Source organism: Escherichia sp. E1130 (assembly GCF_005781065.1).
In the GTDB taxonomy this organism is placed as follows: Bacteria; Pseudomonadota; Gammaproteobacteria; order Enterobacterales; family Enterobacteriaceae; genus Escherichia.
In genome coordinates, this window is sequence record NZ_VATL01000015.1 from 250,935 (window position 1) to 273,075 (window position 22,141).

The 22,141-nt window shown below is 48.2% G+C and carries 20 protein-coding genes; 15 read left to right on the forward strand and 5 right to left on the reverse strand.

The genetic code is table 11. From position 1 onward, the window contains the following. Positions 1–26: 26 nt before the first annotated feature. Positions 27–926 (reverse strand): DNA-binding transcriptional regulator YqhC, encoded by a 900-nt coding sequence (yqhC, locus tag FEK66_RS14845; protein ID WP_138158408.1) that lies wholly within the window; start codon positions 924–926, stop codon positions 27–29. A gap of 193 nt (positions 927–1,119) precedes the next feature. Between yqhC and yqhD the strand changes: the two genes are divergently transcribed. The 8 genes from yqhD (at position 1,120) to FEK66_RS14885 (ending at position 7,247) form a co-directional block, all read left to right on the forward strand. Then, positions 1,120–2,283 carry an alcohol dehydrogenase gene (gene yqhD, locus FEK66_RS14850; protein WP_135495075.1) on the forward strand — a complete coding sequence of 388 codons (1,164 nt, stop codon included), beginning with the start codon at positions 1,120–1,122 and terminating at the stop codon, positions 2,281–2,283. Between the two features lie 103 nt (positions 2,284–2,386). Then, a complete protein-coding gene (dkgA, locus tag FEK66_RS14855; RefSeq protein ID WP_130218154.1) occupies positions 2,387–3,214 on the forward strand; it encodes a 2,5-didehydrogluconate reductase DkgA in 828 nt (275 codons plus the stop codon). A gap of 199 nt (positions 3,215–3,413) precedes the next feature. Next, the gene (locus FEK66_RS14860; protein ID WP_135407875.1) at positions 3,414–4,340 is read left to right on the forward strand and encodes a YbjP/YqhG family protein; all 927 of its coding nucleotides are present in this window, start codon (positions 3,414–3,416) and stop codon (positions 4,338–4,340) included. Positions 4,341–4,375: 35 nt separating this feature from the next. Beyond that, positions 4,376–4,624 (forward strand): LPP leucine zipper domain-containing protein, encoded by a 249-nt coding sequence (locus tag FEK66_RS14865; protein WP_130210311.1) that lies wholly within the window; start codon positions 4,376–4,378, stop codon positions 4,622–4,624. Positions 4,625–4,685: 61 nt separating this feature from the next. Continuing rightward, positions 4,686–4,943 carry a lipoprotein YqhH gene (gene yqhH / locus FEK66_RS14870; RefSeq protein WP_130210313.1) on the forward strand — a complete coding sequence of 86 codons (258 nt, stop codon included), beginning with the start codon at positions 4,686–4,688 and terminating at the stop codon, positions 4,941–4,943. Between the two features lie 79 nt (positions 4,944–5,022). After that, a complete protein-coding gene (locus FEK66_RS14875; protein ID WP_135495076.1) occupies positions 5,023–5,940 on the forward strand; it encodes a hypothetical protein in 918 nt (305 codons plus the stop codon). Positions 5,941–6,179: 239 nt separating this feature from the next. Beyond that, positions 6,180–6,812 carry a hypothetical protein gene (locus tag FEK66_RS14880; RefSeq protein WP_240780555.1) on the forward strand — a complete coding sequence of 211 codons (633 nt, stop codon included), beginning with the start codon at positions 6,180–6,182 and terminating at the stop codon, positions 6,810–6,812. A gap of 87 nt (positions 6,813–6,899) precedes the next feature. Beyond that, positions 6,900–7,247, forward strand: coding sequence for a hypothetical protein (locus FEK66_RS14885; RefSeq protein ID WP_130210317.1), 348 nt, complete (start codon positions 6,900–6,902; stop codon positions 7,245–7,247). 70 nt (positions 7,248–7,317) lie between these two features. On the opposite strand, the gene FEK66_RS14890 is transcribed toward FEK66_RS14885, so the two are convergent. After that, positions 7,318–9,537 carry a YgiQ family radical SAM protein gene (locus FEK66_RS14890; protein ID WP_000095187.1) on the reverse strand — a complete coding sequence of 740 codons (2,220 nt, stop codon included), beginning with the start codon at positions 9,535–9,537 and terminating at the stop codon, positions 7,318–7,320. Between the two features lie 249 nt (positions 9,538–9,786). Here FEK66_RS14890 and FEK66_RS14895 point away from each other — a divergent pair, with 249 nt between their 5' ends. The 7 genes from FEK66_RS14895 (at position 9,787) to FEK66_RS14925 (ending at position 17,314) form a co-directional block, all read left to right on the forward strand. Then, on the forward strand, positions 9,787–10,536 hold the full coding sequence (locus FEK66_RS14895) for a FadR/GntR family transcriptional regulator (RefSeq protein WP_130210319.1): 750 nt from the start codon (positions 9,787–9,789) through the stop codon (positions 10,534–10,536). Between the two features lie 376 nt (positions 10,537–10,912). After that, positions 10,913–12,385 carry a mannitol dehydrogenase family protein gene (locus FEK66_RS14900; RefSeq protein ID WP_135495077.1) on the forward strand — a complete coding sequence of 491 codons (1,473 nt, stop codon included), beginning with the start codon at positions 10,913–10,915 and terminating at the stop codon, positions 12,383–12,385. Then, the gene (locus tag FEK66_RS14905) at positions 12,382–13,398 is read left to right on the forward strand and encodes a zinc-binding alcohol dehydrogenase family protein (RefSeq protein WP_130210323.1); all 1,017 of its coding nucleotides are present in this window, start codon (positions 12,382–12,384) and stop codon (positions 13,396–13,398) included. The genes FEK66_RS14900 and FEK66_RS14905 overlap by 4 nt, the downstream gene beginning before the upstream one ends. A 10-nt stretch (positions 13,399–13,408) precedes the next feature. Further along, on the forward strand, positions 13,409–14,419 hold the full coding sequence (locus tag FEK66_RS14910; RefSeq protein WP_130210325.1) for an Ldh family oxidoreductase: 1,011 nt from the start codon (positions 13,409–13,411) through the stop codon (positions 14,417–14,419). 72 nt (positions 14,420–14,491) lie between these two features. Then, the gene (locus tag FEK66_RS14915; protein WP_130210327.1) at positions 14,492–15,475 is read left to right on the forward strand and encodes a TRAP transporter substrate-binding protein; all 984 of its coding nucleotides are present in this window, start codon (positions 14,492–14,494) and stop codon (positions 15,473–15,475) included. A 41-nt stretch (positions 15,476–15,516) separates the two neighbouring features. Continuing rightward, positions 15,517–15,999, forward strand: coding sequence for a TRAP transporter small permease (locus tag FEK66_RS14920; RefSeq protein WP_130210329.1), 483 nt, complete (start codon positions 15,517–15,519; stop codon positions 15,997–15,999). Between the two features lie 10 nt (positions 16,000–16,009). Next, on the forward strand, positions 16,010–17,314 hold the full coding sequence (locus FEK66_RS14925) for a TRAP transporter large permease subunit (protein WP_130210331.1): 1,305 nt from the start codon (positions 16,010–16,012) through the stop codon (positions 17,312–17,314). Between the two features lie 91 nt (positions 17,315–17,405). Here the strand turns inward: FEK66_RS14925 and ftsP are convergent, their stop codons facing one another. The 3 genes from ftsP to parC form a co-directional block, all read right to left on the reverse strand. Further along, positions 17,406–18,818: a cell division protein FtsP gene (gene ftsP / locus FEK66_RS14930; protein ID WP_130210333.1), complete on the reverse strand. Its 1,413-nt coding sequence runs from the start codon at positions 18,816–18,818 to the stop codon at positions 17,406–17,408. A gap of 72 nt (positions 18,819–18,890) precedes the next feature. Continuing rightward, positions 18,891–19,628, reverse strand: a complete 738-nt coding sequence (gene plsC / locus FEK66_RS14935) for a 1-acylglycerol-3-phosphate O-acyltransferase (protein WP_000965725.1) — start codon at positions 19,626–19,628, stop codon at positions 18,891–18,893. A gap of 234 nt (positions 19,629–19,862) precedes the next feature. Then, positions 19,863–22,112 carry a DNA topoisomerase IV subunit A gene (gene parC / locus FEK66_RS14940; RefSeq protein WP_130261289.1) on the reverse strand — a complete coding sequence of 750 codons (2,250 nt, stop codon included), beginning with the start codon at positions 22,110–22,112 and terminating at the stop codon, positions 19,863–19,865. Between the last annotated feature and the right edge of the window lie 29 nt (positions 22,113–22,141).

Here is a 22,141-nt window from a genome sequence, read left to right on the forward strand (position 1 = left end):
TCCCGGTGGCCATGCCGGGAACGCATTTAACTCCCCTGCATCGCCCGCATTCTGGCGGCATCTTCTCCCGGTGTCACACCGAAATAACGCTTAAACTCACGGCTAAATTGCGACGCGCTTTCATAGCCGACGCGCATCGCCGCCGCGCTGGCCTTCATGCCGTCGTGGATTATCATCATTCGCGCCTTATGCAGACGGTAATTCTTCAGATACTGCAACGGCGAGGTACTGGTGACAGACTTAAAATTATGGTGGAACGCCGAAACGCTCATATTGGCTTCTGCTGCCAGTTGCTCAACGCTCAGGTTTTCGGTGTATTTATTCTCAATTCGTTTCAGCACGCGGCTAATCAGGCTGAAATGCGTCTGGCGACTGACCAGTGCCAGTAACGCGCCGCCGCAAGGCCCCGTCAGCACATAGTAAAGAATTTCGCGGATAATCTGTTTACCGAGAATGCGCGCATCCAGCGGTCGTTCCATCACATCCAGTAACCGCTCCGCCGCGCATAAAATCTCTTCGGACAATGTAGCGGAATTTATACCGCTGGCAGCCATCGACGGCTGGAAATGTTCATCTTCGCCAATGTCCATCAACAGCTCTTGTAACTGCAAAATATCGACATTGAGACGCACCCCCGCCAGCGGCACCTCTGGCGTGGCATAGGTTTCGCACTCAAACGGCAACGGCACCGTCAGCAGCAGGTATTCATTGGCGTCATAGCGAAACACGCGTTCATTGATATAACCGATTTTATGCCCGGAAAAGAGAATTATGATGCCAGGTTCATACATCACTGGCGTACGCGCACCGGGGTTCTCGCCATACAATAAGCGCACATCAGGCAACATATCTGACAAACTATTTTCTTTATCTTTCAGTCTATTAATTTTATCCGTCAGTAGGCGGCATATCTCTTCACGTTTCATATCGCGTAATTTCTTAGGAATAATGCGGCAATTTGATTGTGCGCAATTTTGTACCATTTCTCCAGCACTCTGGAGAAATAGGCAAGACATTGGCAGAAATGAGCATTGAGAGCCACGACGCAGGCGACCACAATGAAAAACATCAGGCAGACCGATCTCTGCCCTCATATTGACCCAGCAAAGGGAGCAAGTAATGAACAACTTTAATCTGCACACCCCAACCCGCATTCTGTTTGGTAAAGGCGCAATCGCTGGTTTACGCGAGCAAATTCCTCATGGCGCCCGCGTATTGATTACCTACGGCGGTGGTAGTGTGAAAAAAACCGGCGTCCTCGATCAAGTTCTGGATGCACTGAAAGGTATGGACGTGCTGGAGTTTGGCGGTATCGAACCAAACCCGTCTTATGAAACGCTGATGAACGCCGTAAAACTGGTTCGCGAACAGAAAGTGACTTTCCTGTTGGCGGTTGGCGGCGGGTCCGTGCTGGATGGCACCAAATTTATCGCCGCAGCGGCTAACTATCCGGAAAATATTGATCCGTGGCACATTCTGCAAACGGGCGGTAAAGAGATTAAAAGCGCTATCCCGATGGGCTGTGTGCTGACGCTGCCAGCGACCGGTTCAGAATCTAACGCGGGCGCGGTTATCTCCCGTAAAACCACTGGCGACAAACAGGCGTTCCATTCTGCCCATGTTCAGCCGGTATTTGCCGTACTCGATCCGGTTTATACCTACACCCTGCCGCCGCGCCAGGTGGCTAACGGCGTAGTGGACGCCTTTGTGCACACCGTAGAACAGTATGTGACCAAACCGGTTGATGCCAAAATCCAGGATCGCTTCGCAGAAGGTATTTTGCTGACGCTGATCGAAGATGGTCCGAAGGCCCTGAATGAACCAGAAAACTACGATGTGCGCGCCAACGTTATGTGGGCGGCGACCCAAGCGCTGAACGGTTTGATCGGCGCTGGCGTACCTCAGGACTGGGCAACGCATATGCTGGGCCACGAACTGACCGCTATGCACGGTCTGGATCACGCACAAACTCTGGCTATCGTCCTGCCTGCTCTGTGGAATGAAAAACGCGACACCAAGCGTGCGAAACTGCTGCAATACGCTGAACGCGTCTGGAACATCACCGAAGGTTCCGACGACGAGCGCATTGACGCCGCGATTGCCGCTACCCGTAACTTCTTCGAGCAATTAGGCGTGCCGACGCATCTTTCCGACTACGGTCTGGACGGCAGCTCTATCCCGGCATTGCTGAAAAAACTGGAAGAACACGGCATGACCCAACTGGGCGAAAATCATGACATTACACTGGAAGTCAGCCGCCGCATCTACGAAGCCGCCCGTTAAGCTTTTTACGCCTCAAACTTTCGTTTTCGGGCATTTCGTCCAGACTTAAGTTCACAACATCTCACCGGAGCCTGCTCCGGTGAGTTCATATAAGGAGGAACGTATGGCTAATCCAACCGTTATTAAGCTACAGGACGGCAATGTCATGCCCCAGCTGGGACTGGGCGTCTGGCAAGCAAGTAATGAGGAAGTTATCACCGCTATTCAAAAAGCGTTAGAAGTTGGTTATCGTTCGATTGATACCGCCGCAGCCTACAAGAACGAAGAAGGTGTCGGCAAAGCCCTGAAAAATTCCGCACTTAACAGAGAAGATCTGTTCATCACCACTAAACTGTGGAACGACAACCACAAGCGCCCTCGCGAAGCCCTACTCGACAGTCTGAAAAAACTCCAGCTTGATTATATCGACCTCTACTTAATGCACTGGCCCGTTCCCGCAATCGACCATTATGTCGAAGCATGGAAAGGAATGATTGAGCTGCAAAAAGAGGGATTAATCAAAAGTATCGGCGTCTGTAATTTCCAGATCCACCATCTTCAGCGCCTGATTGATGAAACTGGCGTGGCGCCTGTTATTAACCAGATAGAACTTCACCCGCTGATGCAGCAACGTCAGTTGCATGCCTGGAACGCCACACACAAAATCCAGACCGAATCCTGGAGCCCATTAGCCCAGGGCGGGAAAGGCGTATTCGATCAGAAAATCATTCGCGATCTGGCAGATAAGTATGGCAAAACCCCGGCGCAGATTGTTATCCGCTGGCATCTGGATAACGGTCTGGTCGTAATCCCGAAATCGGTCACCCCTTCACGAATTGCCGAAAACTTCGATGTCTGGGATTTCCGTCTCGACAAAGACGAACTTGGTGACATTGCAAAACTCGACCAGGGTAAACGCCTCGGCCCCGATCCCGACCAGTTCAGCGGCTAACGCACAAATTCTCCCGGTAGCGGTAATGTTCCGCTACCGGACTTTTCAGAAATCATTTATTCCCCTAGCCTCCCGCCCGTTGTTACTCTCCCCTGTTCAGGAACACCAGATATAAGGACATCATCATGCGGAGCTGGAAGCTCTTAAAGGAACAACTCATCTACACCAGGGATAAACGCAATGGAGAGGTGAAAAACAGATGAAAATAATGGTTCTGTTTTTGGCAGCCTTTTTAAGTTTTACCCTCCAGGCGCAATCCCCCTCGCTAACCGCTGAACAAACAGTCAGGCAGATTTATCAACACTATACCGGTGGGGCTAGTGTTCCTTATTTCGCTGATAACAGTGAGCAAGCAATAACATCAACGCGAATGCAAAAGGCACTAACCTTGAATGACAATCTCACACTGCCGGGTAATATTGGCTGGCTGGATTACGATCCGGTTTGCGATTGTCAGGATTACGGCGATCTGGTGTTAGAAAGTGTCGCGGTTACTCAAACGGATGCCGATCACGTAGATGCCCTTGTGCGCTTTCGTCCCTATAAAGACGATAAAGAAAAGACCACGCAAACACTGAAAATGGTGGCAGAAAATGGTCGTTGGGTGATTGATGATATTGTCAGCAATCATGGCAGCGTCTGGCAGTCGGTTAATGGTGAGAATGAAAAAATATTGGCGCTACTGGCATCGCTGCAAAAAGAGCAACCTGAAGCCTTTGTCGCCGAGTTGTTTGACCATATCACTCATTATAGCTGGCCCTGGACGTGGGTTGTTTCCAACACCTATCGCCAGGCTGTTAATGCCTTCTATAAAACTACCTTCAAGACTGACAGTAACTCCGATGAAGATATGCAATTAGAGCGGCAATTTATCTACGACAACCCAATCTGTTTTGGCGAAGAGTCGTTATTTTCACGCGTTGATGAAATTCGTGTGCTGGAGAAAACTGCCGACTCCGCTCGTATTTATGTTCGTTTTGCATTGACCAATGGCAACAGCGAAGAGCAAGAATTTGTTTTACAGCGGCGTGAAGGTAAGTGGGAAATTGCCGATTTTATCCGCCCAGGCGGCGGAAGTTTACTTAAACAGATTGAAGCGAAGACTGCCGCCAGATTACAGCGGTGAGCGGAATAATTAATACCAGATAAAGGAAACTGGAAATGAATAATCAACTGTTACTCTTTTTTCTAATGTTCATACTCACAGGCTGCGTCAGTAATGAAAAAATCAGTCATGTAGAAAATGATATTCATCTGATAAATATAAAAGTCGATCAACTCCAACAGGATATCAACGCTTTACGTCAGGAAATTCAGGTAGCGAAAGAAGCGGCAGAAAAAGTTAACACACGGCTGGATGATGCCGGAAGATGGCCAGACGGAATTTGGGCGCACCCGCCACGGTGGTAATACTCCACTAAACATCAATCAACCATTAATCATAACAATAAAAAACAGGGAGAAATAAATAATGAAAAAGACTTTCAGCGTGGGAACACTAATTCTGGTAACTGGCTTATTAAATGGGTGCGTCAATGAGCAAAAGGTCAATCAACTGGCGAGCAATGTGCAAACATTAAATGCCAAAATCACCCGACTTGAGCAGGATATGAAAGCATTACGCCCACAAATCTATGCGGCAAAATCTGAAGCTAACAGAGCCAATACGCGTCTTGATGCGCAGGACTATTTCGATTGCCTGCGCTGCTTGCGTATGTATGCGGAATGATAAAAAAATCCCCGGCAGCGTGTCAGTTGCCGGGTTAGAGGCTGTTTGCTAAGAAAAAGCCAAACATAAGGACATGATTATGCGACGCTGGCACACCTGTTTTTGTATTCTGCTGTTCTGTGGCTTCAGCGGAAACGTGTTGTGCAAAGAATCGATTAATGAAGCGATAGAACGTTTGTACCAACCATTGATCAGTAATGACGATATACCAATAACTGATGAATTCAGTCTCGATTTGCGAAGTAATATGAGCGCTACTCCCGGCAAAATGACACCCTGGCTGAATAATAATCTTTTGTGTCGCTGTGTCGATGACGCTTTCGTTTCTGCAGAAATAATCCAAAGCACACACCTAAATGGCGGCCGAACGCATGTACTGTTGCAGCTGGTTATCAAACAAAATCGCACCGATGTCCACCGGTTACTGGGGCTGATGCTGGTTCGTGAAAATGATAATCATCGTTGGCTAATAGAAGGCATCGATGACGGTACTGAAATCCCCAACAGTCTACGGGCAGAAATACGCGAAGATACGCGAATGAAACGCAGAGCTGTAATTAATACCCCCTCGAGCGATCATTTTTCTCATTCGATATCAATGACGGCACTACTTGCGCAGCCAGAAAAATACCATTTGCAAAAGGTGGTTGTCGAAGGTGTTGGCAATATTGAGTTTGAAGGCAACGCCTTATATTTAAATAAAGAATCCTGGGAAAATTTTGTTCAAAGTGATAGCGTGTGGTTGGATTTTGATTTCCCAAACCCAGTCGTGACCTTAGCTCGTGCTCGTCAGCTAAATGGCGATTATGTCCGGATAGCTGGAACATTTGATATGGATATACGAGGTCATTTTGGCATGTGGAGTGGGGGTATTACCGATATTACTTTGTATGAGCGCGTCACGACCCGTAAAGAGTTTGCGCGCCACAGAGAACAAGAAATCAAAAAATTACAGGCGGAATCTGCTAAAAATAATATGGAAACGACGACAAAATGAAGCCACTATTGTTAATCATTTCTATATTAATCCCCGGCATTCTTCTGGCCCAGTCTCCCTCATTAAATGTTGCACAACCTCGTGGGATGGCTCATCTATATGACAAGCAAGATTACGTTCTTCCTTTTATAACCAACACAGTTGCCTGATAAAAATAATAAACAACCTTAATCTGAATAATCAATGTTAAGAAAATGAAACTCTAGTTTCGCTAAAATCAAAGCAAGTGAGTAAATAAAATGCTGAAATGTCCTGTTTGCTTTAGCCATCCTGTTGCCTTGCCTCATGGCGTTTGTCAGACTTGTTATAATCGATTGAAAGCCTGGCATTATCACACCAGTAATTACTGGAAAGAAAGTTGGGGAACATGCACCAGTCCTCGTCTTTCGGCTCTTTATGTCGCTGTAATGATTGTTGATGCTGCAGGAGAGTCACAACTGGCAACCCGCAAAGAAAAAGAATGGCATCTGCGGCGATTGTCTTTTGTTAGCGATTGCATTGACCATCTTGATGATACAGATCTCTTCCCACTCACCCGTTCAGAGGTGAATACGTGTAAAAAAATAGCACTTGATTACTGGTGCCAGCCTTCATGTACCAAAACCTTAGACGAAATATCTCGAAATATCGATAAAATGCTCAAGATACAAAACCCATCCGATAGGGATGCCAAAACATTAATAAGTCTGATGGCATCAAGTGAAGAGAACCTCGATTTTTTATGGTGGCAATTCATCGAGAGTTCAGTAGATTGTATTGAAAATAAACTTAGCGAAGAAATATGGCTGTACTTATTTAACAAACATTTTTCACCTGAACTCCAGAGATGGGCGCAACAACAAGATAATAAGTATGAACTCTATTTTTCTTGAGAAAATTACAAATCACCCAAAAAAAATTCAATATAAATAATTTTTTCTGGCATATTTTATGCATAACAATTAAAAGGCATAGTTATTATGATTAAAACCGAATTTGGTATTATTGATGAAATTGATGCCGATAAAAATTATAGTCACTATGAACCTGAAAAATATAATTGCGTTTATATTGATGATGACATTTACATTGATGAATGGTGGGAACAACTCCAGACAATAAAAACCTTCTATCATAGTTTAAATCGTCCAGGTTATGCGCTTGCTCGCTACGGAGTTACCATTATCCCACCAGATTCATTAAATCAGTTTCTTCATATTGTAATATCAGATCCAAAATTCCAGCACGATCCTTTACTTCTTTCTTTATCAGAAGTAATACAAAAAGCCATCAGAGAAAATAAACACATGATACATTTCGGCATATAAATAAATGCCTAATGAGATAGATTCTGAAGTAATATCCCCGGTAGCAATTCTGCTACCGGGAACAGCGAATTTAACGTCCGACCGCTGCTTTAGGGCGTTTCTTCGCGCCAGCATTCACCGGACGAGATTGCGTAGACGACGCTTTTTTTGCCGTAGCAGGCGTCTGACGCTGGGTCGCCATCGGCGTATGTTTGGTCAACGCCGGACGGGTATTGCGGTTCTGGCGACGAGCTTCACGCATCTCTTCAATGGTTGGCGCAGGCACTAAGCAATCGCGACGGCTGCCAATCAGATGCTTTTTACCCATCGCTTCCAGCGCCTGGCGGATTAACGGCCAGTTTGCCGGATCGTGGTAACGCAACAACGCTTTATGCAAACGACGCTGTTTGTCGCCCTTCGGTACGAAGACGTCTTCACTCTTATAACCAATCTTCGCCAGCGGGTTTTTCCCGGTGTAATACATGGTGGTCGAATTAGCCAGCGGTGACGGATAGAAGTTCTGTACCTGGTCGAGGCGGAAGCGATGCTTTTTCAGCCACAGCGCCAGGTTCACCATATCTTCATCACGCGTACCCGGGTGCGCGGAGATGAAATAGGGGATCAGATACTGCTCTTTACCTGCCTGTTTCGAGTAGGTATCGAACAGCTCTTTAAAGCGGTCATAACTGCCCATGCCCGGCTTCATCATCTTCGATAACGGCCCTTCTTCGGTATGTTCCGGGGCAATCTTCAGATAACCACCTACGTGATGGGTCGCCAGCTCTTTGATATAGCGCGGGTCTTCCACGGCAATGTCGTAACGCACGCCGGAAGCGATCAGGATCTTCTTGATACCTTTGAGATCGCGAGCACGGCGATAGAGATTGATGGTCGGTTCGTGGTTAGTGTCCATATGCGGACAAATATCCGGGTAAACGCACGACAAACGGCGACAAGTTTGCTCGGCGCGCGGCGATTTGCAGCGCAACATATACATGTTGGCAGTTGGCCCACCGAGATCGGAAATCACGCCAGTAAAGCCTGGAACAGTGTCGCGGATCGCTTCAATCTCATTAATGATCGAATCTTCCGAACGGCTCTGAATAATGCGCCCTTCATGCTCGGTAATAGAGCAGAAAGAGCAGCCGCCAAAGCAGCCGCGCATAATATTGACCGAGAAACGAATCATTTCGTAAGCCGGAATACGGGCGTTACCATAAGCCGGATGTGGCACGCGCTTATACGGCAGCGCAAAGACGCTGTCCATCTCTTCGGTAGAAAGAGGAATAGCAGGCGGGTTGATCCACACATAGCGGTCGCCATGTTTTTGCATCAATGCCCGGGCGCAGCCTGGGTTAGTTTCGTGATGCAGAATACGCGAAGCATGGGCGTACAGGACTTTATCGCCCTTCACTTTCTCGAAAGAAGGCAGCAACACGTAGGTTTTTTCCCACGGTTTCGGGCGCGGTGGCTGCACGGTAACGGCTTTGGCTTCTTGTTTTTTCGGCGCCACCGGTTTGTTATCCGCGCACGGCAAATCTTCGCCATACGGATGCGGGATCGGGTCGATTTTGCCCGGGGTATCGAGACGGGTGGAATCCACGCCGCTCCAGCCTGGCAGCGCCTCTTTCACGATAATCGCGGTATTACGCACATCGCGGATTTCGCTAATCGGCTCGCCCATTGCCAGACGGTGCGCCACTTCCACCAGCGGACGCTCACCGTTACCGAACATCAGCATGTCGGCTTTAGAATCCACCAGCACCGAGCGGCGCACGGTGTCAGACCAATAATCATAATGCGCGGTACGACGCAGACTGGCTTCAATACCGCCGAGGATCACCGGCACATCTTTCCACGCCTCTTTACAACGCTGGGTATAAACCAGTGTGGCGCGATCCGGACGCTTACCTGCGACGTTATCCGGCGTGTAAGCGTCGTCATGACGTAAACGGCGATCGGCAGTGTAACGGTTGATCATCGAGTCCATATTGCCTGCGGTAACGCCGAAAAACAGATTCGGTTTACCCAGACGCATGAAATCGTCTTTGCTGCTCCAGTCCGGCTGGGCGATGATCCCAACGCGAAAGCCCTGCGCTTCCAGCATACGACCGCAAATCGCCATCCCGAAGCTTGGGTGATCGACATACGCGTCGCCAGTAACCAAAATGATGTCGCAGCTATCCCAGCCAAGTTGATCCATCTCTTCACGAGACATCGGCAAAAACGGTGCCGGTCCAAAACAGGCGGCCCAGTACTGCGGCCAGGAGAACAGGTCGCGATCCGGTTGGATCAGGGAGATAGAGCTCATTTTGCTTCCAGAAATGGTAAAAAAATAATCAAAGGCCGGGGATTATACGCTGTATCACGCGCGGAAATGAAGTGATGTTGATAAACGGTGACGAAATACCCTGGTGAAGTTTTCACTGCCGATCGGGGCAAACACATTTAAGGCTAGCGGTATCGTGGCAACTGCCGCTACTATTTATGCCGATCAGCAACGTTCAGGTCATGTTGCACGACGATCGGCTATCCGAGGACACCCACAGTAAGGCAAGTTATGGAACAGGTTATTACAAAGCGCCGCTATTACGATATTGGTCTACAGATTGAAGAGTTGCTGTATTCAGGCGTATTCAAAGCCGGAGAGCGCTTACCTTCAGAACGTGAACTGAGCGAGCGGTTTAATACCAGCCGGACTACCATTCGTGAAGCCATCATTATGCTGGAACTGAAAGGCGTACTGAATGTGAAGCAAGGGTCAGGGATCTTCTTTGTCGATTCCACCGATAAGCTCAATCAGAAATCATTAATGCCTTATTCAGAAATTGGCCCGTTCGAACTGTTGCAGGCACGCCAGGTGATCGAGAGCAATATTACCGGTTTTGCAGCCAGCCAGATCAGCTTTAACGAATTACAAGAATTAAAGAAAATCATTAGCTTGCAGGAAAAGGCGATCGCAGCGGAAAGTGATAAATTTGAAGAGCTGGATCACCGATTTCATAGCCTTATTGCCGAAGCAACGCAAAATCGTGTGCTGATCAAACAAGCCGCCGAATTATGGCGGGCAGTGCGCACAGAAAACCCCCGCTGGAAGAAGCTGAACTACAAGTATTTGCACGAAAAGCCTTTGCGTCTGCAATGGCTGGAAGATCACCGGGCTATTGTCCTTGCGCTGCAACAGAAAGATTCAGAGCTTGCCAGAGAAGCGTCCTGGAACCATCTGGAAAACAGCAAAAATGAACTGATCAAAATCTTCAAACAAGACGCTTCCATTAGCGACTTTGATGACTTTTTCTTCGCTCGTTAACCTTCATTTATCCAGAGCTGACGTGAAAAATGACGCTGGCTCTGCATCCCCTCTCATCTGGTACACTCTATCTTGTTAATTGGTCTAATGAATTACCAACAGACTGATGATAAAGCGCGCTTTGCTCGTGCCGAATGCAGCGTGAATACCTAATCTGGCATAACAAATTAAAATTAAATACATTACACAATCATCGCCAGCCTGATCAGCGTAGCGCATCAGGCAGTTTTACGTTTGTCATCCATCTCAAATCACTTCCTCTTGTTCTGTTCCGTACTTTTACCTTTCTCTGCAAGCGTGATGCATCTCTCTGTTTTTGGTCTAATGAATTATGTAAATTGGTCTATACACACCAACTACCAGGAGTAAGCACATAATGTCAGGGAACGAGAGCATCACTGTCGCCCACCATGATCAGGTCACCACCTGGCCTCGAGACGGGTTACAGGCTGATATTGTCCATATTGGTTTTGGCGCTTTTCATCGCGGACACCAGGCTGTCTATACTGATCTTACTAATCAGCTTTCGAACACCCGCTGGGGGATCTTTGAGATCAACCTGTTTGGTGATGCTCAACTGATCGAAAACTTAAATGCGCAAAATGGGCTGTTTTCGGTGGTGGAAACGTCTGCATCGCAATCTACCTCACGCCTTGTACGCTCGGTGACTGGCGGTATCCATACCCCCGTGGACGGTATTGCCGCAGCAATCCAGAAATTGACTGAACCTCAGGTAAAAATCGTTTCATTAACCATCACCGAGAAAGGCTATTGCCTCGATTCGCAAACGCGATCACTTGATCTCACCAATGGATTAATCAAACACGATCTACAAAACCCGGATGCGCCTCAGTCGGCTATTGGCTTGATCGTCTGTGCTTTGCAACAACGTAAAGCAGCCGGACTTGCCGCTTTTAGTGTGCTCTCCTGCGATAACTTGCCTGACAATGGGCATCTGACGCGAAATGCCGTTCTCGGTTTTGCCCGCCAACTGGATCAGTCCCTGGCTCAGTGGATCGAAGAAAATGTCTCATTTCCAGGCACGATGGTAGATCGCATTGTTCCGGCAATGACCGAATCGCAATTCGCCTTACTGGAAACTAAAACCGGTTATGCCGATCCCTGCGGGATCATCTGCGAATCATTTCGCCAGTGGGTGATCGAAGATAATTTTGTGCATGGGCGACCGGAATGGGATAAAGCAGGCGCGATGTTTGTCAGCAATGTTCAGCCTTATGAAGAGATGAAGTTACGCATGCTAAACGGTAGCCATTCATTTCTGGCTTATAACGGCTCACTGGCAGGCTATGAATTTATCTGGCAATGCATGGAAGACGCTAATTTTCGTTCCATTACCCGCCATCTGATGATCAATGAACAAGCCCGAACACTTAATCCTGATTTAAATATCGACGTCCAGGAATACGCCGACCTGTTAATTGAACGCTTTAGCAACCGTAATGTTGCACATCGTACCGGGCAAATCGCTATGGACGGTTCGCAAAAGCTTCCCCAGCGTGCGCTGACTCCCTGGCTGAAATTGCATCAGCAAAAGCAAAACAATGCTGTTCTGTCACTGCTCGTTGCTGGTTGGTTGCATTATGTCATTGAAGCTGTTGAGAAAAGCCAGTCTGTCGCTGATCCAATGAGTGAACAATTTCATGCGCTAATAAAGGAACAACAAGACGCATGGCAACAGGCGCTCGCATTACTGCACCTTAGCGCCATATTTGGTGAATTAAGTAATCATCAGCCCTTTATAAATGAAATAAAAATTGCCTTTGCAAATATAAAAAACAAGGGCATCAAGGCCACAATCAGCCAATTATTATCGGACGAGCAGAAATGAAAACATTAATTTGTCAGCAGCCTGGCGTTATGGAGTATGTGGAAAAGGATATTCCCGTGCCAGCAGATAACGAAGTGCTATTAAAAATTAAAGCCGTGGGTATCTGTGGTACGGATATTCACGCATTTGCCGGCAGACAGCCTTTTTTTAGCTACCCACGTGTATTAGGTCATGAAATATGCGCCGAAGCAGTTTCACAAGGCAGTCAGTGTCAAACGGCACAATCAGGCCAGCGCTATTCCGTTATCCCATGCATTCCGTGTGGCGAGTGCGCCGCCTGTCGGGAAGAGAAAACGAACTGCTGTGAACGTGTTTCGCTGTATGGCGTGCATCAGGATGGGGGTTTTAGTGAGTACCTTGCGGTACGTGAAGACAACCTTGTGCCGCTCCCTGACGAGGTCAGCGACAGCGCCGGCGCATTGGTTGAATGCTTCGCCATTGGTGCACATGCCGTTCGTCGGGCTGAGATCAAGGCTGCACAAAACGTACTGGTGATTGGCGCCGGGCCAATCGGTCTGGCAACGGCAGCCATCGCCAGGGCTAAAGGGGCGCAGGTTGTTGTTGCTGATATTGATAGTCAACGTCGCCAGCACGTTGTGGATAATCTTGCTATTAATGCCTTCGATCCCACACAGGAAGGTTTTATTGCCGCGCTTAGTGAAGTGTTTGGCGGCGAACTGGCTTGCGTCGTACTTGATGCTACGGGAAATAAAGCCTCGATGAGTCAGGATGTCAATCTTATTCGTCATGGCGGCAAAATTGTTTTCATCGGTTTGTATATCGGTGAACTCGTTATTGACGATCCGACTTTCCATAAAAAAGAGACAACGTTACTCAGTAGTCGCAATGCCACACGGGAAGATTTCACGTTAGTTATTGAACTGATGCGCAGCAATAAAATTCACGAAAACTTAATGAAAAACCAGGAATTTAATTTCTTTAATGTTGGCGAAAATTACCAACGTAACGTTGTAGAAAATAAAAATATGGTCAAGGGTGTGATCACTTTTTAAGGGAACAAAGATGACAACTGTTTATGTCGGTGAAGCAAATTTAAAATCACTGGTACACCACAAATTATATACTGCCGGGCTGGATACTAACACCGCACAACAAGTTACGGATGTTTTAGTACATGCCGATATTACCGGTGTGCATTCTCACGGTGTTATGCGTGTCGAACATTATTGCACTCGCCTTGCTGCCGGAGGGTTAAATAAAACCGCGCAATTTAGTATTGAGCAAATATCACCGTCAGTGGCCATTCTCGACTCTGATGACGGGATGGGGCATTCAGCATTAATTAGCGCCACAGAGCACGCCATCAAACTGGCACAGGAAGAAGGTCTTGGGTTTGTTAGCGTTAAAAACGCCTCTCACTGTGGCGCGTTATCTTATTTTGCAGAGATGGTCACCAACCAAGGATTGATTGCTATCGTAATGACGCAAACCGATACCTGCGTAGCGCCTCATGGCGGTGCCGGGCGCTTTTTGGGAACTAACCCCATCGCCTTTGGCTTTCCGGTGGAAAACAGCCATCCGATGATTGTTGATATGGCGACCAGTGCCACGGCTTTCGGCAAAATACTTCATGCAAAGGAAACCGGAAAACATATTGGTGAAGGACTGGCGATAGATAAAGACGGTAATGGCACCACTGATCCGCATAAAATTGAAAACCTGTTACCTTTCGGTCAGCACAAAGGTTCAGGCATTGCGCTAGCTATAGATGCACTGACTGGCGTGCTGATGAATGCGAATTTTGGTAACCATATTGTTCGCATGTATGGCGATTATGACAAGATGCGTAAGCTGGCAAGTTTGGTTATTGCCATCGATCCGAAAAAGCTCGGCAATCCTGTTTTTGCTGAAACTATGGCGCAAATGGTCACGGAACTTCATGCCGTTAAACCGGTTCCCGGCGTTGAAAAAGTATTAGCACCGAACGATCCACAAATGCACTATAAAGAAAAATGTCAGCAGGAAGGTATTCCCGTTCCGGCAGGGATTTTCCATTATCTGACAGAGAATTAATAATCTCTTTTTATTCTAACGATAGAAAAGCGCTGTATTTATCGTTTCTGTTATATTAACCAGGAGCAGGATATGAAAGCACTTCGTCCTCTGACGGCATCGCTTATGCTGTTGACCAGTTGTTTATTAATTTCCAATACCACACTGGCAAAAACAACATTAAAACTCAGTCATAATCAGGATAAAAGCCATGCTGTCCATAAAGCATTAAGCTATTTAGCTGATAAAACCAAAGAATATTCTAATGGTGAACTAGTTATTCGTATTTACCCAAATGCGACATTGGGTAACGAGCGCGAATCACTGGAACTAATGAACTCTGGCGCATTGCAGATGGTGAAAGTGAATGCTGCGTCACTGGAATCTTTCGCCCCGGATTACAGTCTTTTCAGTCTGCCTTTCTTATTCCGCGACCGTGAGCATTATTATCGCGTTCTGCAAAGCGATTTAGGTAAACAAATACTCAAGTCATCAGAAAGCAAAGGTTTTGTGGGTATTACGTATTATGACGGCGGTGCGAGAAGTTTTTATTCCAATAAACCGATTACAAAACCTGAAGATTTAGCAGGAATGAAAATTAGGGTTCAACAAAGCCCCAGCGCCATTGCAATGATGAAAGCACTTGGCGGTGTCGCCACACCGATGGCTCAGGGAGAACTTTACACTGCGCTCCAGCAAGGTGTTGTTGATGGCGGAGAGAACAATACCGTTGTCTATTCTGATATGCGTCACGCCGAGGTGGCAAAAGTCTATTCACGTGATGAACACACCATGGTGCCTGATGTGTTAATTATCAGCACCAATGTGTTGAATAAACTTGGCGACAAAGAGCGTACGGCATTATTAAAGGCAGCCGATGAATCAATGATGCAAATGAAAGATGTCATCTGGCCTGCCGCTGAAAAAGAAGCCTACGACAAAATGAAAGAGATGAACGCAACAGTGGTTGATGTTGATAAATCCGCTTTCAAAGAACGCGTAAAACCGCTATACGATGAATTTAAAGCAAAAGATGCACAATCGGCCAAAAACCTTGAGCAAGTAGAAAGTATGTAACCCTAATGGGCAGGTAATCCCTGCCCTTTCATGGAAGACTTATGCGCACACTCACTCATATTCTTAATAAGATCCTTGCCGGATGCTGCTGTATTATTCTCGCCATTATGGTGTTCTGCGTAACATGGCAAGTTATTGCTCGTTTTATTTTTAACGCTCCCAGCACCGTGCTTGATGAATTTACCCAGATTTTATTTATGTGGATGATTTTACTTGGCGGTGTATATACCGCTGGGTTAAAAAAACATCTGGCGATTGATTTGTTGGCTCAGAAACTTCCTGCGGCATCTGTTCTGACGCTTGACAGTTTTATCCAAATTATTATTACCGTTTTTGCAGTTATTTTTATGATCTATGGAGGAAACATTGTTGTTGAAAAAGCACAACATGTTGGACAAATTTCTCCTGTATTAAAATGGCCGATGGATAAGGTCTATTGGGTTATGCCTGCCAGTGGGCTTATTCTGGTCTGGTATTCAGTGATGAATATTATTGACAACTATCGTAAACGGAATTCTCATTAACGAGGGAAGTATGGACTTTGAATATATCTACCCCGTCTTAATTTTATTTGGCAGTTTTGCCGTCATGCTGGCAATAGGTGTGCCAATTACTTTTGCTATTGGCCTTTCTTCACTGTTATCTATTATTACTGCCTTACCTCCCGATGCCGCCATTTCTGTGATTTCGCAAAAAATGACAGTGGGACTGGATGGCTTTACGTTATTAGCCATTCCCTTTTTCGTGTTAGCCGGAAACATTATGAATACCGGAGGCATCGCCCGACGGCTGGTTAACCTGGCGCAAGCATTAGTTGGGCGTCTGCCTGGCTCACTGGCTCATTGTAATATCCTTGCAAACACGCTGTTTGGTGCTATTTCAGGTTCTGCTGTTGCGTCAGCCGCCGCGGTAGGTGGGATTATGTCACCACTGCAGGAAAAAGAGGGCTATGATCCGGCGTTCTCTGCGGCAGTGAATATTGCCTCTGCCCCCATTGGTCTGATGATCCCACCGAGCAATGTGTTGATTGTTTATTCCCTCGCCAGTGGAGGCACTTCTGTTGCAGCGTTGTTCTTAGCTGGATACTTGCCAGGCATTCTCACCGCTGCTGCTTTAATGTTTGTGGCGGCTCTTTATGCACGACGTAACCATTATCCAGTGGCAGAACGCATCAATTTTCGTCAGTTTTTGCAAATATTCCGTGAATCAATACCCAGCCTGATGCTTATTTTTATCATTATTGGCGGTATTATCGCGGGGGTATTTACGCCCACAGAAGCATCGGCAATAGCAGTAATTTATAGTTTATCCCTGGCGATGATTTACCGGGAAATCACCCTTAAGAAGCTCAATGATATTCTGTTAGATTCGGTGGTAACCAGTTCAATTGTTCTGTTGCTGGTAGGCTGTTCGATGGGGATGTCATGGGCCATGACGAATGCTGATGTGCCTGAGTTAATCAACGAATTGATTACCAGCGTTTCGGATAACAAATGGGTCATTCTTCTTATCATTAATATCATTCTGTTGATCGTTGGCACCTTTATGGATATCACACCAGCGATCCTGATATTTACACCTATTTTTCTGCCGATCGCCCAACATCTGGGGATAGATCCGATTCACTTCGGCATTATTATGGTTTTCAACTTAACCATCGGTCTTTGCACACCTCCTGTCGGTACCATTCTGTTTGTTGGTTGCAGTATTGGCAAGGTCAGTATCGACAAGGTAATAAAACCATTGCTGCCGATGTTTCTGGCATTGTTTGTGGTGATGGCAATGATTTGTTATTTCCCGCAGCTCAGTCTGATGCTGCCTGGGTTATTTTCAACCTGACAAACAGACGGGCCTGAATGATTCAGGCCCGTCTGTTTACGTCTTTACTCACTGTGAGGACTGCATATCGCCGGGAGATTTAATTGGTCCATTACGGTATCGGATTGACCAACAGCTGCCCTATCGAGCCGCGATCGGCCATTTCCAGCGTCTGGCTATTAAAGTAGAACGGGAAGTGCGCCCAGGAAGGCTGACCGAAATAGACAAGCAGCTCCACTTGTCCGTCGACCCAAACGGTATCTTTCCAGCCTCTGTCTTCCGGGAACGGCATTGCGCCGTTAACGTTGCGGATCTGGAACATCACGCCTTCAATATGGAACGCTTGCGGTTCATCTGCTCGTACGGTCCAGCGCTCCCATGTTCCTTGCTGCGCGGTGACATCAATACGGTTGACGTCCCACAGCTTTCCATTGATACCCGGGTCATCACTCAGACTGATATCACGGCTGCGAATCGGCGAACCGGCCATGATTTCGGTTGGCAGCAGGCGCATCGGAAGACTGTCTGTGACCAGCGGCAGAAGACCGGTTGGGCGCAGCGTTAGCACCAGCGTGGAAACCAGAATGCTGGATGGCTCAAAGAAGCCACGAATACGATCAACAATGCTCGCCGCTTCGCCACAGGTGATAGACACTTCATCACCGTTGCTCATATCCACCAGAATCTCGCGGCGCTCGCCCGGTGCCAGCGAAAGTTGCTTCACCGACACTGGCGCAGGCAGGAATCCCTGATCGCCAGAAATCACATGTAACGGGCGACCATCGCTCATCTGTAGTTGATAGCGACGAGAGTTCGACGCGTTCAGCAGTCGCAAGCGCACCCAACCACGCGAGACTTCAACGTACGGGCTTTGCACACCGTTGACCAATAACGTATCGCCAACAAAGCCGCCGCTTCCTGGCTCGCTGTATTCCGGCGTGCCAAAGTTATCCAGCCTTTTATCCTGGATAATGACTGGAAAATCATCCACGCCATAATGGTTAGGAATGGGCAGCGACTTGCTGACTTCATCTTCCACCAGCCACATTCCGGCAAGGCCGTTATAAACCTGCTGTGCCGTGCGGTTGGGGGTATTGGCGTGATACCACAAGGTCGCTGCGTTCTGGCGAATGGGGAGTACGGGCGCCCAGTCAGCGTTTGGCGACATCATGCGTGCCGGACCGCCCATCAGTGGGCCTGGCACCTGTAGCCCGGCCACCGTCATTGAGACATTTTCTGTCAGTCGGTTGCTGTAAATCAGCTTAACATCATCGCCCTTCCAGACGCGGATAGTCGGCCCAAGATAGCGACCATTGATACCCCAAACCGACGCGCGCGTTCCTGGCGTAAATGACCAGTGCGCACGCTGTACGGTCATAAACAGCGGTTGCCCACGGCGAGATTCAAGCAGCGGCGGAACGGGCAATGGTTGCTGTTGACCGGCTGCGCTGGCCTTCAGGGGGACAGCACCTGCACAGAGTGCAATCCCCGATGCCTGAATGAACTGACGCCGACTGAGTGACATATTTGCTCCATGTAAAACTGGCTAAAGTAATACCGTGCAGGAAAGTGTTCCCGCAAAAAACAGATTGCCGACTTAAACTTTTCCGGCGGCTTCGCGCTCTGCGACTTCTTTATCGAGCTCGGCGATTTTTTGTTCCATTATCGAACGACAATGGGCCGCCAGCTCGCGAACCTGATCTTTACCATATTGACTGACATCAATTGGCGGCAGCATTTCTACGATCACTAAACCATTATTCAGTCGGTTAAGATTAATCTTATTCGAAGTCGTGGAAACACACACGGGAATAATCGGAACGCCTGCGGCAATCGCAGCATGAAATGCCCCTGTTTTAAACGGCAGCAGACCGCGACCACGGCTGCGCGTTCCTTCCGGAAACATCCAGATGGAGATACGGCGTTTTTTGAAATGATTCACCACTTCGGCGATCGTGCCGTGCGCTTTAGTGCGATTGTTTCTGTCGATCAATAAGTTGCCGGTTAACCAGTACAACTGCCCAAAGAAGGGGATCCATAGCAAACTCTTTTTACCCACAGTGACTGTCGGCGGCTGCACGATGTTTGATGCCGTCACCATGTCATAGTTGTTCTGGTGGTTAGCGATATAGATAGCATTGCCGTAGCTTTCAGCATCAGCAGGTTTGCGACATTCGACCTTCAGGCCGTACAGCGGCGCAAGACGACCAAACATATGCCCGAAGGTAGCCACATGCTTCGGATTACGCGGGCTGAAAAGGCAGTAAATAGAGCCGAATACACAGACTAAGATGCTGTAAATAACGGTAATAATAAGACGAAAGATATATAGCATAACACCCTCTGAAGATCTGAGAGACTGGCATTGTACGTCACCTGAAATCAGGTTAGGGCATTGTTAAAAGCCGCTCTCTGGAAAAACGTATTGTTAATCGCAACGCATGAATAAACAACGGTTTCAAGGGAATTTTTATTGTTTATACAGACTAAATGCGGCACCGGATGACGACTTCAACGTTTCATCCGGTTCACCTTTTTGACAGGAGAAGGTACGGCCCTCTCTTGCATTTTACTCTTCGCTGTCAGCACGCCGCGGGGAGTCAATCTCGACGCGGTCGATACGCTGTAAACCACGCATCAAGGTGCCGCGACGGCCACGCTCACCGGTCACTTTCAGCAACTCTTCCGGGCGCAGTTTGATTTTGCGTTTCCCGACATGAATCGTCAGCGTACTTTGTGGGGGCAGGACATACAGATGTGCAAGGCCATCCTCGCCACGAGCGGCTTCTGCCGACGGGATGTTAATGATCTTGTTGCCTTTACCCTTCGACAGTTGCGGGAGCTCACTGACTGGGAACATTAGCATACGTCCAGCCAGAGTAATCGCCAGCAACATATCGGAAGGGTCCTGAATCACCACTGGCGGCATAACATGCGCGTTTTCTGGTAGAGTAATCAGTGCCTTACCTGCACGGTTACGCGCCACCAGATCGTTAAAGGTACAGACGAATCCGTAACCTGCATCGGAAGCCATCAACAGTTTCTGATCGTCGCTTTCCATTAGCATGTGATCAACGGTAGCACCTGGCGGCAACGTCAGTTTACCGGTGAGCGGTTCGCCCTGACCACGCGCTGAGGGCAGCGTAATGGGGTCGATAGCGTAGCTGCGTCCGGTAGAGTCTACAAACACCACAGGCTGGTTACTCTTGCCTTTCACCGCAGCTTTGAAACTGTCACCCGCTTTGTAATTCAGACCAGGAGCGTCGATATCATGACCTTTGGCGCTACGCACCCAGCCCATCTGCGACAACACAATGGTAACCGGCTCAGACGGCAGCATGTCATGCTCGCTCATCGCTTTCGCTTCTTCGCGTTCCTGCAACGGCGAACGGCGATCGTCGCCATAAGCTTGGGCATCGGCCTGTAGCTCTTTTTTCAGCAGGTTATTCATTTTGCGCTCGGAAGCCAGAATGCCCTGCAATTGATCGCGCTCTTTTTCCAGCTCGTTCTGCTCACCGCGAATCTTCATCTCTTCCAGTTTGGCGAGGTGACGCAGTTTCAGTTCGAGAATCGCTTCCGCCTGAGTTTCCGTAATGCCGAAGCGCGACATCAGCGCCGGTTTCGGTTCATCTTCATTACGAATGATCTCAATCACTTCGTCGATGTTGAGAAATGCCACCAGCAAACCTTCGAGGATATGCAGGCGCTTGAGGACTTTCTCCAGACGATAGTTCAGACGGCGGCGTACGGTATCACGACGGAACACCAGCCACTCGGAGAGGATTTCCCGCAGATTTTTCACCGCAGGACGCCCATCCAGACCGATCATATTGAGGTTAATACGATAGCTCTTTTCCAGATCGGTGGTGGCGAAGAGGTGATTCATCACCTGCTCCATATCCACGCGGTTGGAACGCGGTACGATCACCAGACGGGTCGGGTTCTCGTGGTCAGATTCATCGCGCAGATCGTCAACCATCGGCAGCTTCTTGTTGCGCATTTGCGCAGCAATCTGTTCCAGTACGCGCGCGCCAGAAACCTGATGCGGTAATGCGCTGATAACCACCGCGCCATCTTCTTTCTTCCACACCGCGCGCATACGCACAGAACCGCGACCGTTTTCGTAGATTTTGCGGATCTCCGCTCGGGAGGTAATGATTTCCGCTTCGGTCGGGTAGTCCGGTCCCTGCACGATATCCAGTAACTGGTCGAGCGTGGTATTGGGCTGCTCAATTAAGGCGATTGCCGCCTGCGCGACTTCACGCAGGTTGTGCGGCGGAATATCCGTCGCCATGCCGACGGCAATGCCAGTGGTGCCGTTAAGTAAAATATTCGGCAAGCGGGCAGGGAGCATTTTCGGCTCTTGCAACGTGCCGTCGAAGTTTGGCACCCAATCCGCCGTTCCTTGCCCCAGTTCACTTAATAAAAGCTCGGAATATTTCGACAGGCGGGATTCGGTGTAACGCATTGCTGCGAACGATTTCGGATCGTCCGGCGCCCCCCAGTTCCCCTGCCCGTCCACCAGCGGATAACGGTAAGAGAATGGCTGCGCCATCAGCACCATCGCTTCATAGCAGGCGCTGTCGCCATGCGGATGGTATTTACCCAGTACGTCACCGACAGTACGAGCCGACTTTTTAAATTTGGCGGTAGCATTCAGGCCCAGTTCTGACATCGCATACACAATGCGGCGTTGAACGGGTTTCAGACCATCACCAATAAACGGCAACGCACGGTCCATGATCACGTACATGGAGTAGTTTAAGTAGGCGTTCTCCGTAAACTCATGCAGCGCAAGGCGCTCTGCCATATCGCTCATTAATTCTGATTCCTCAACTTATTCGCCAG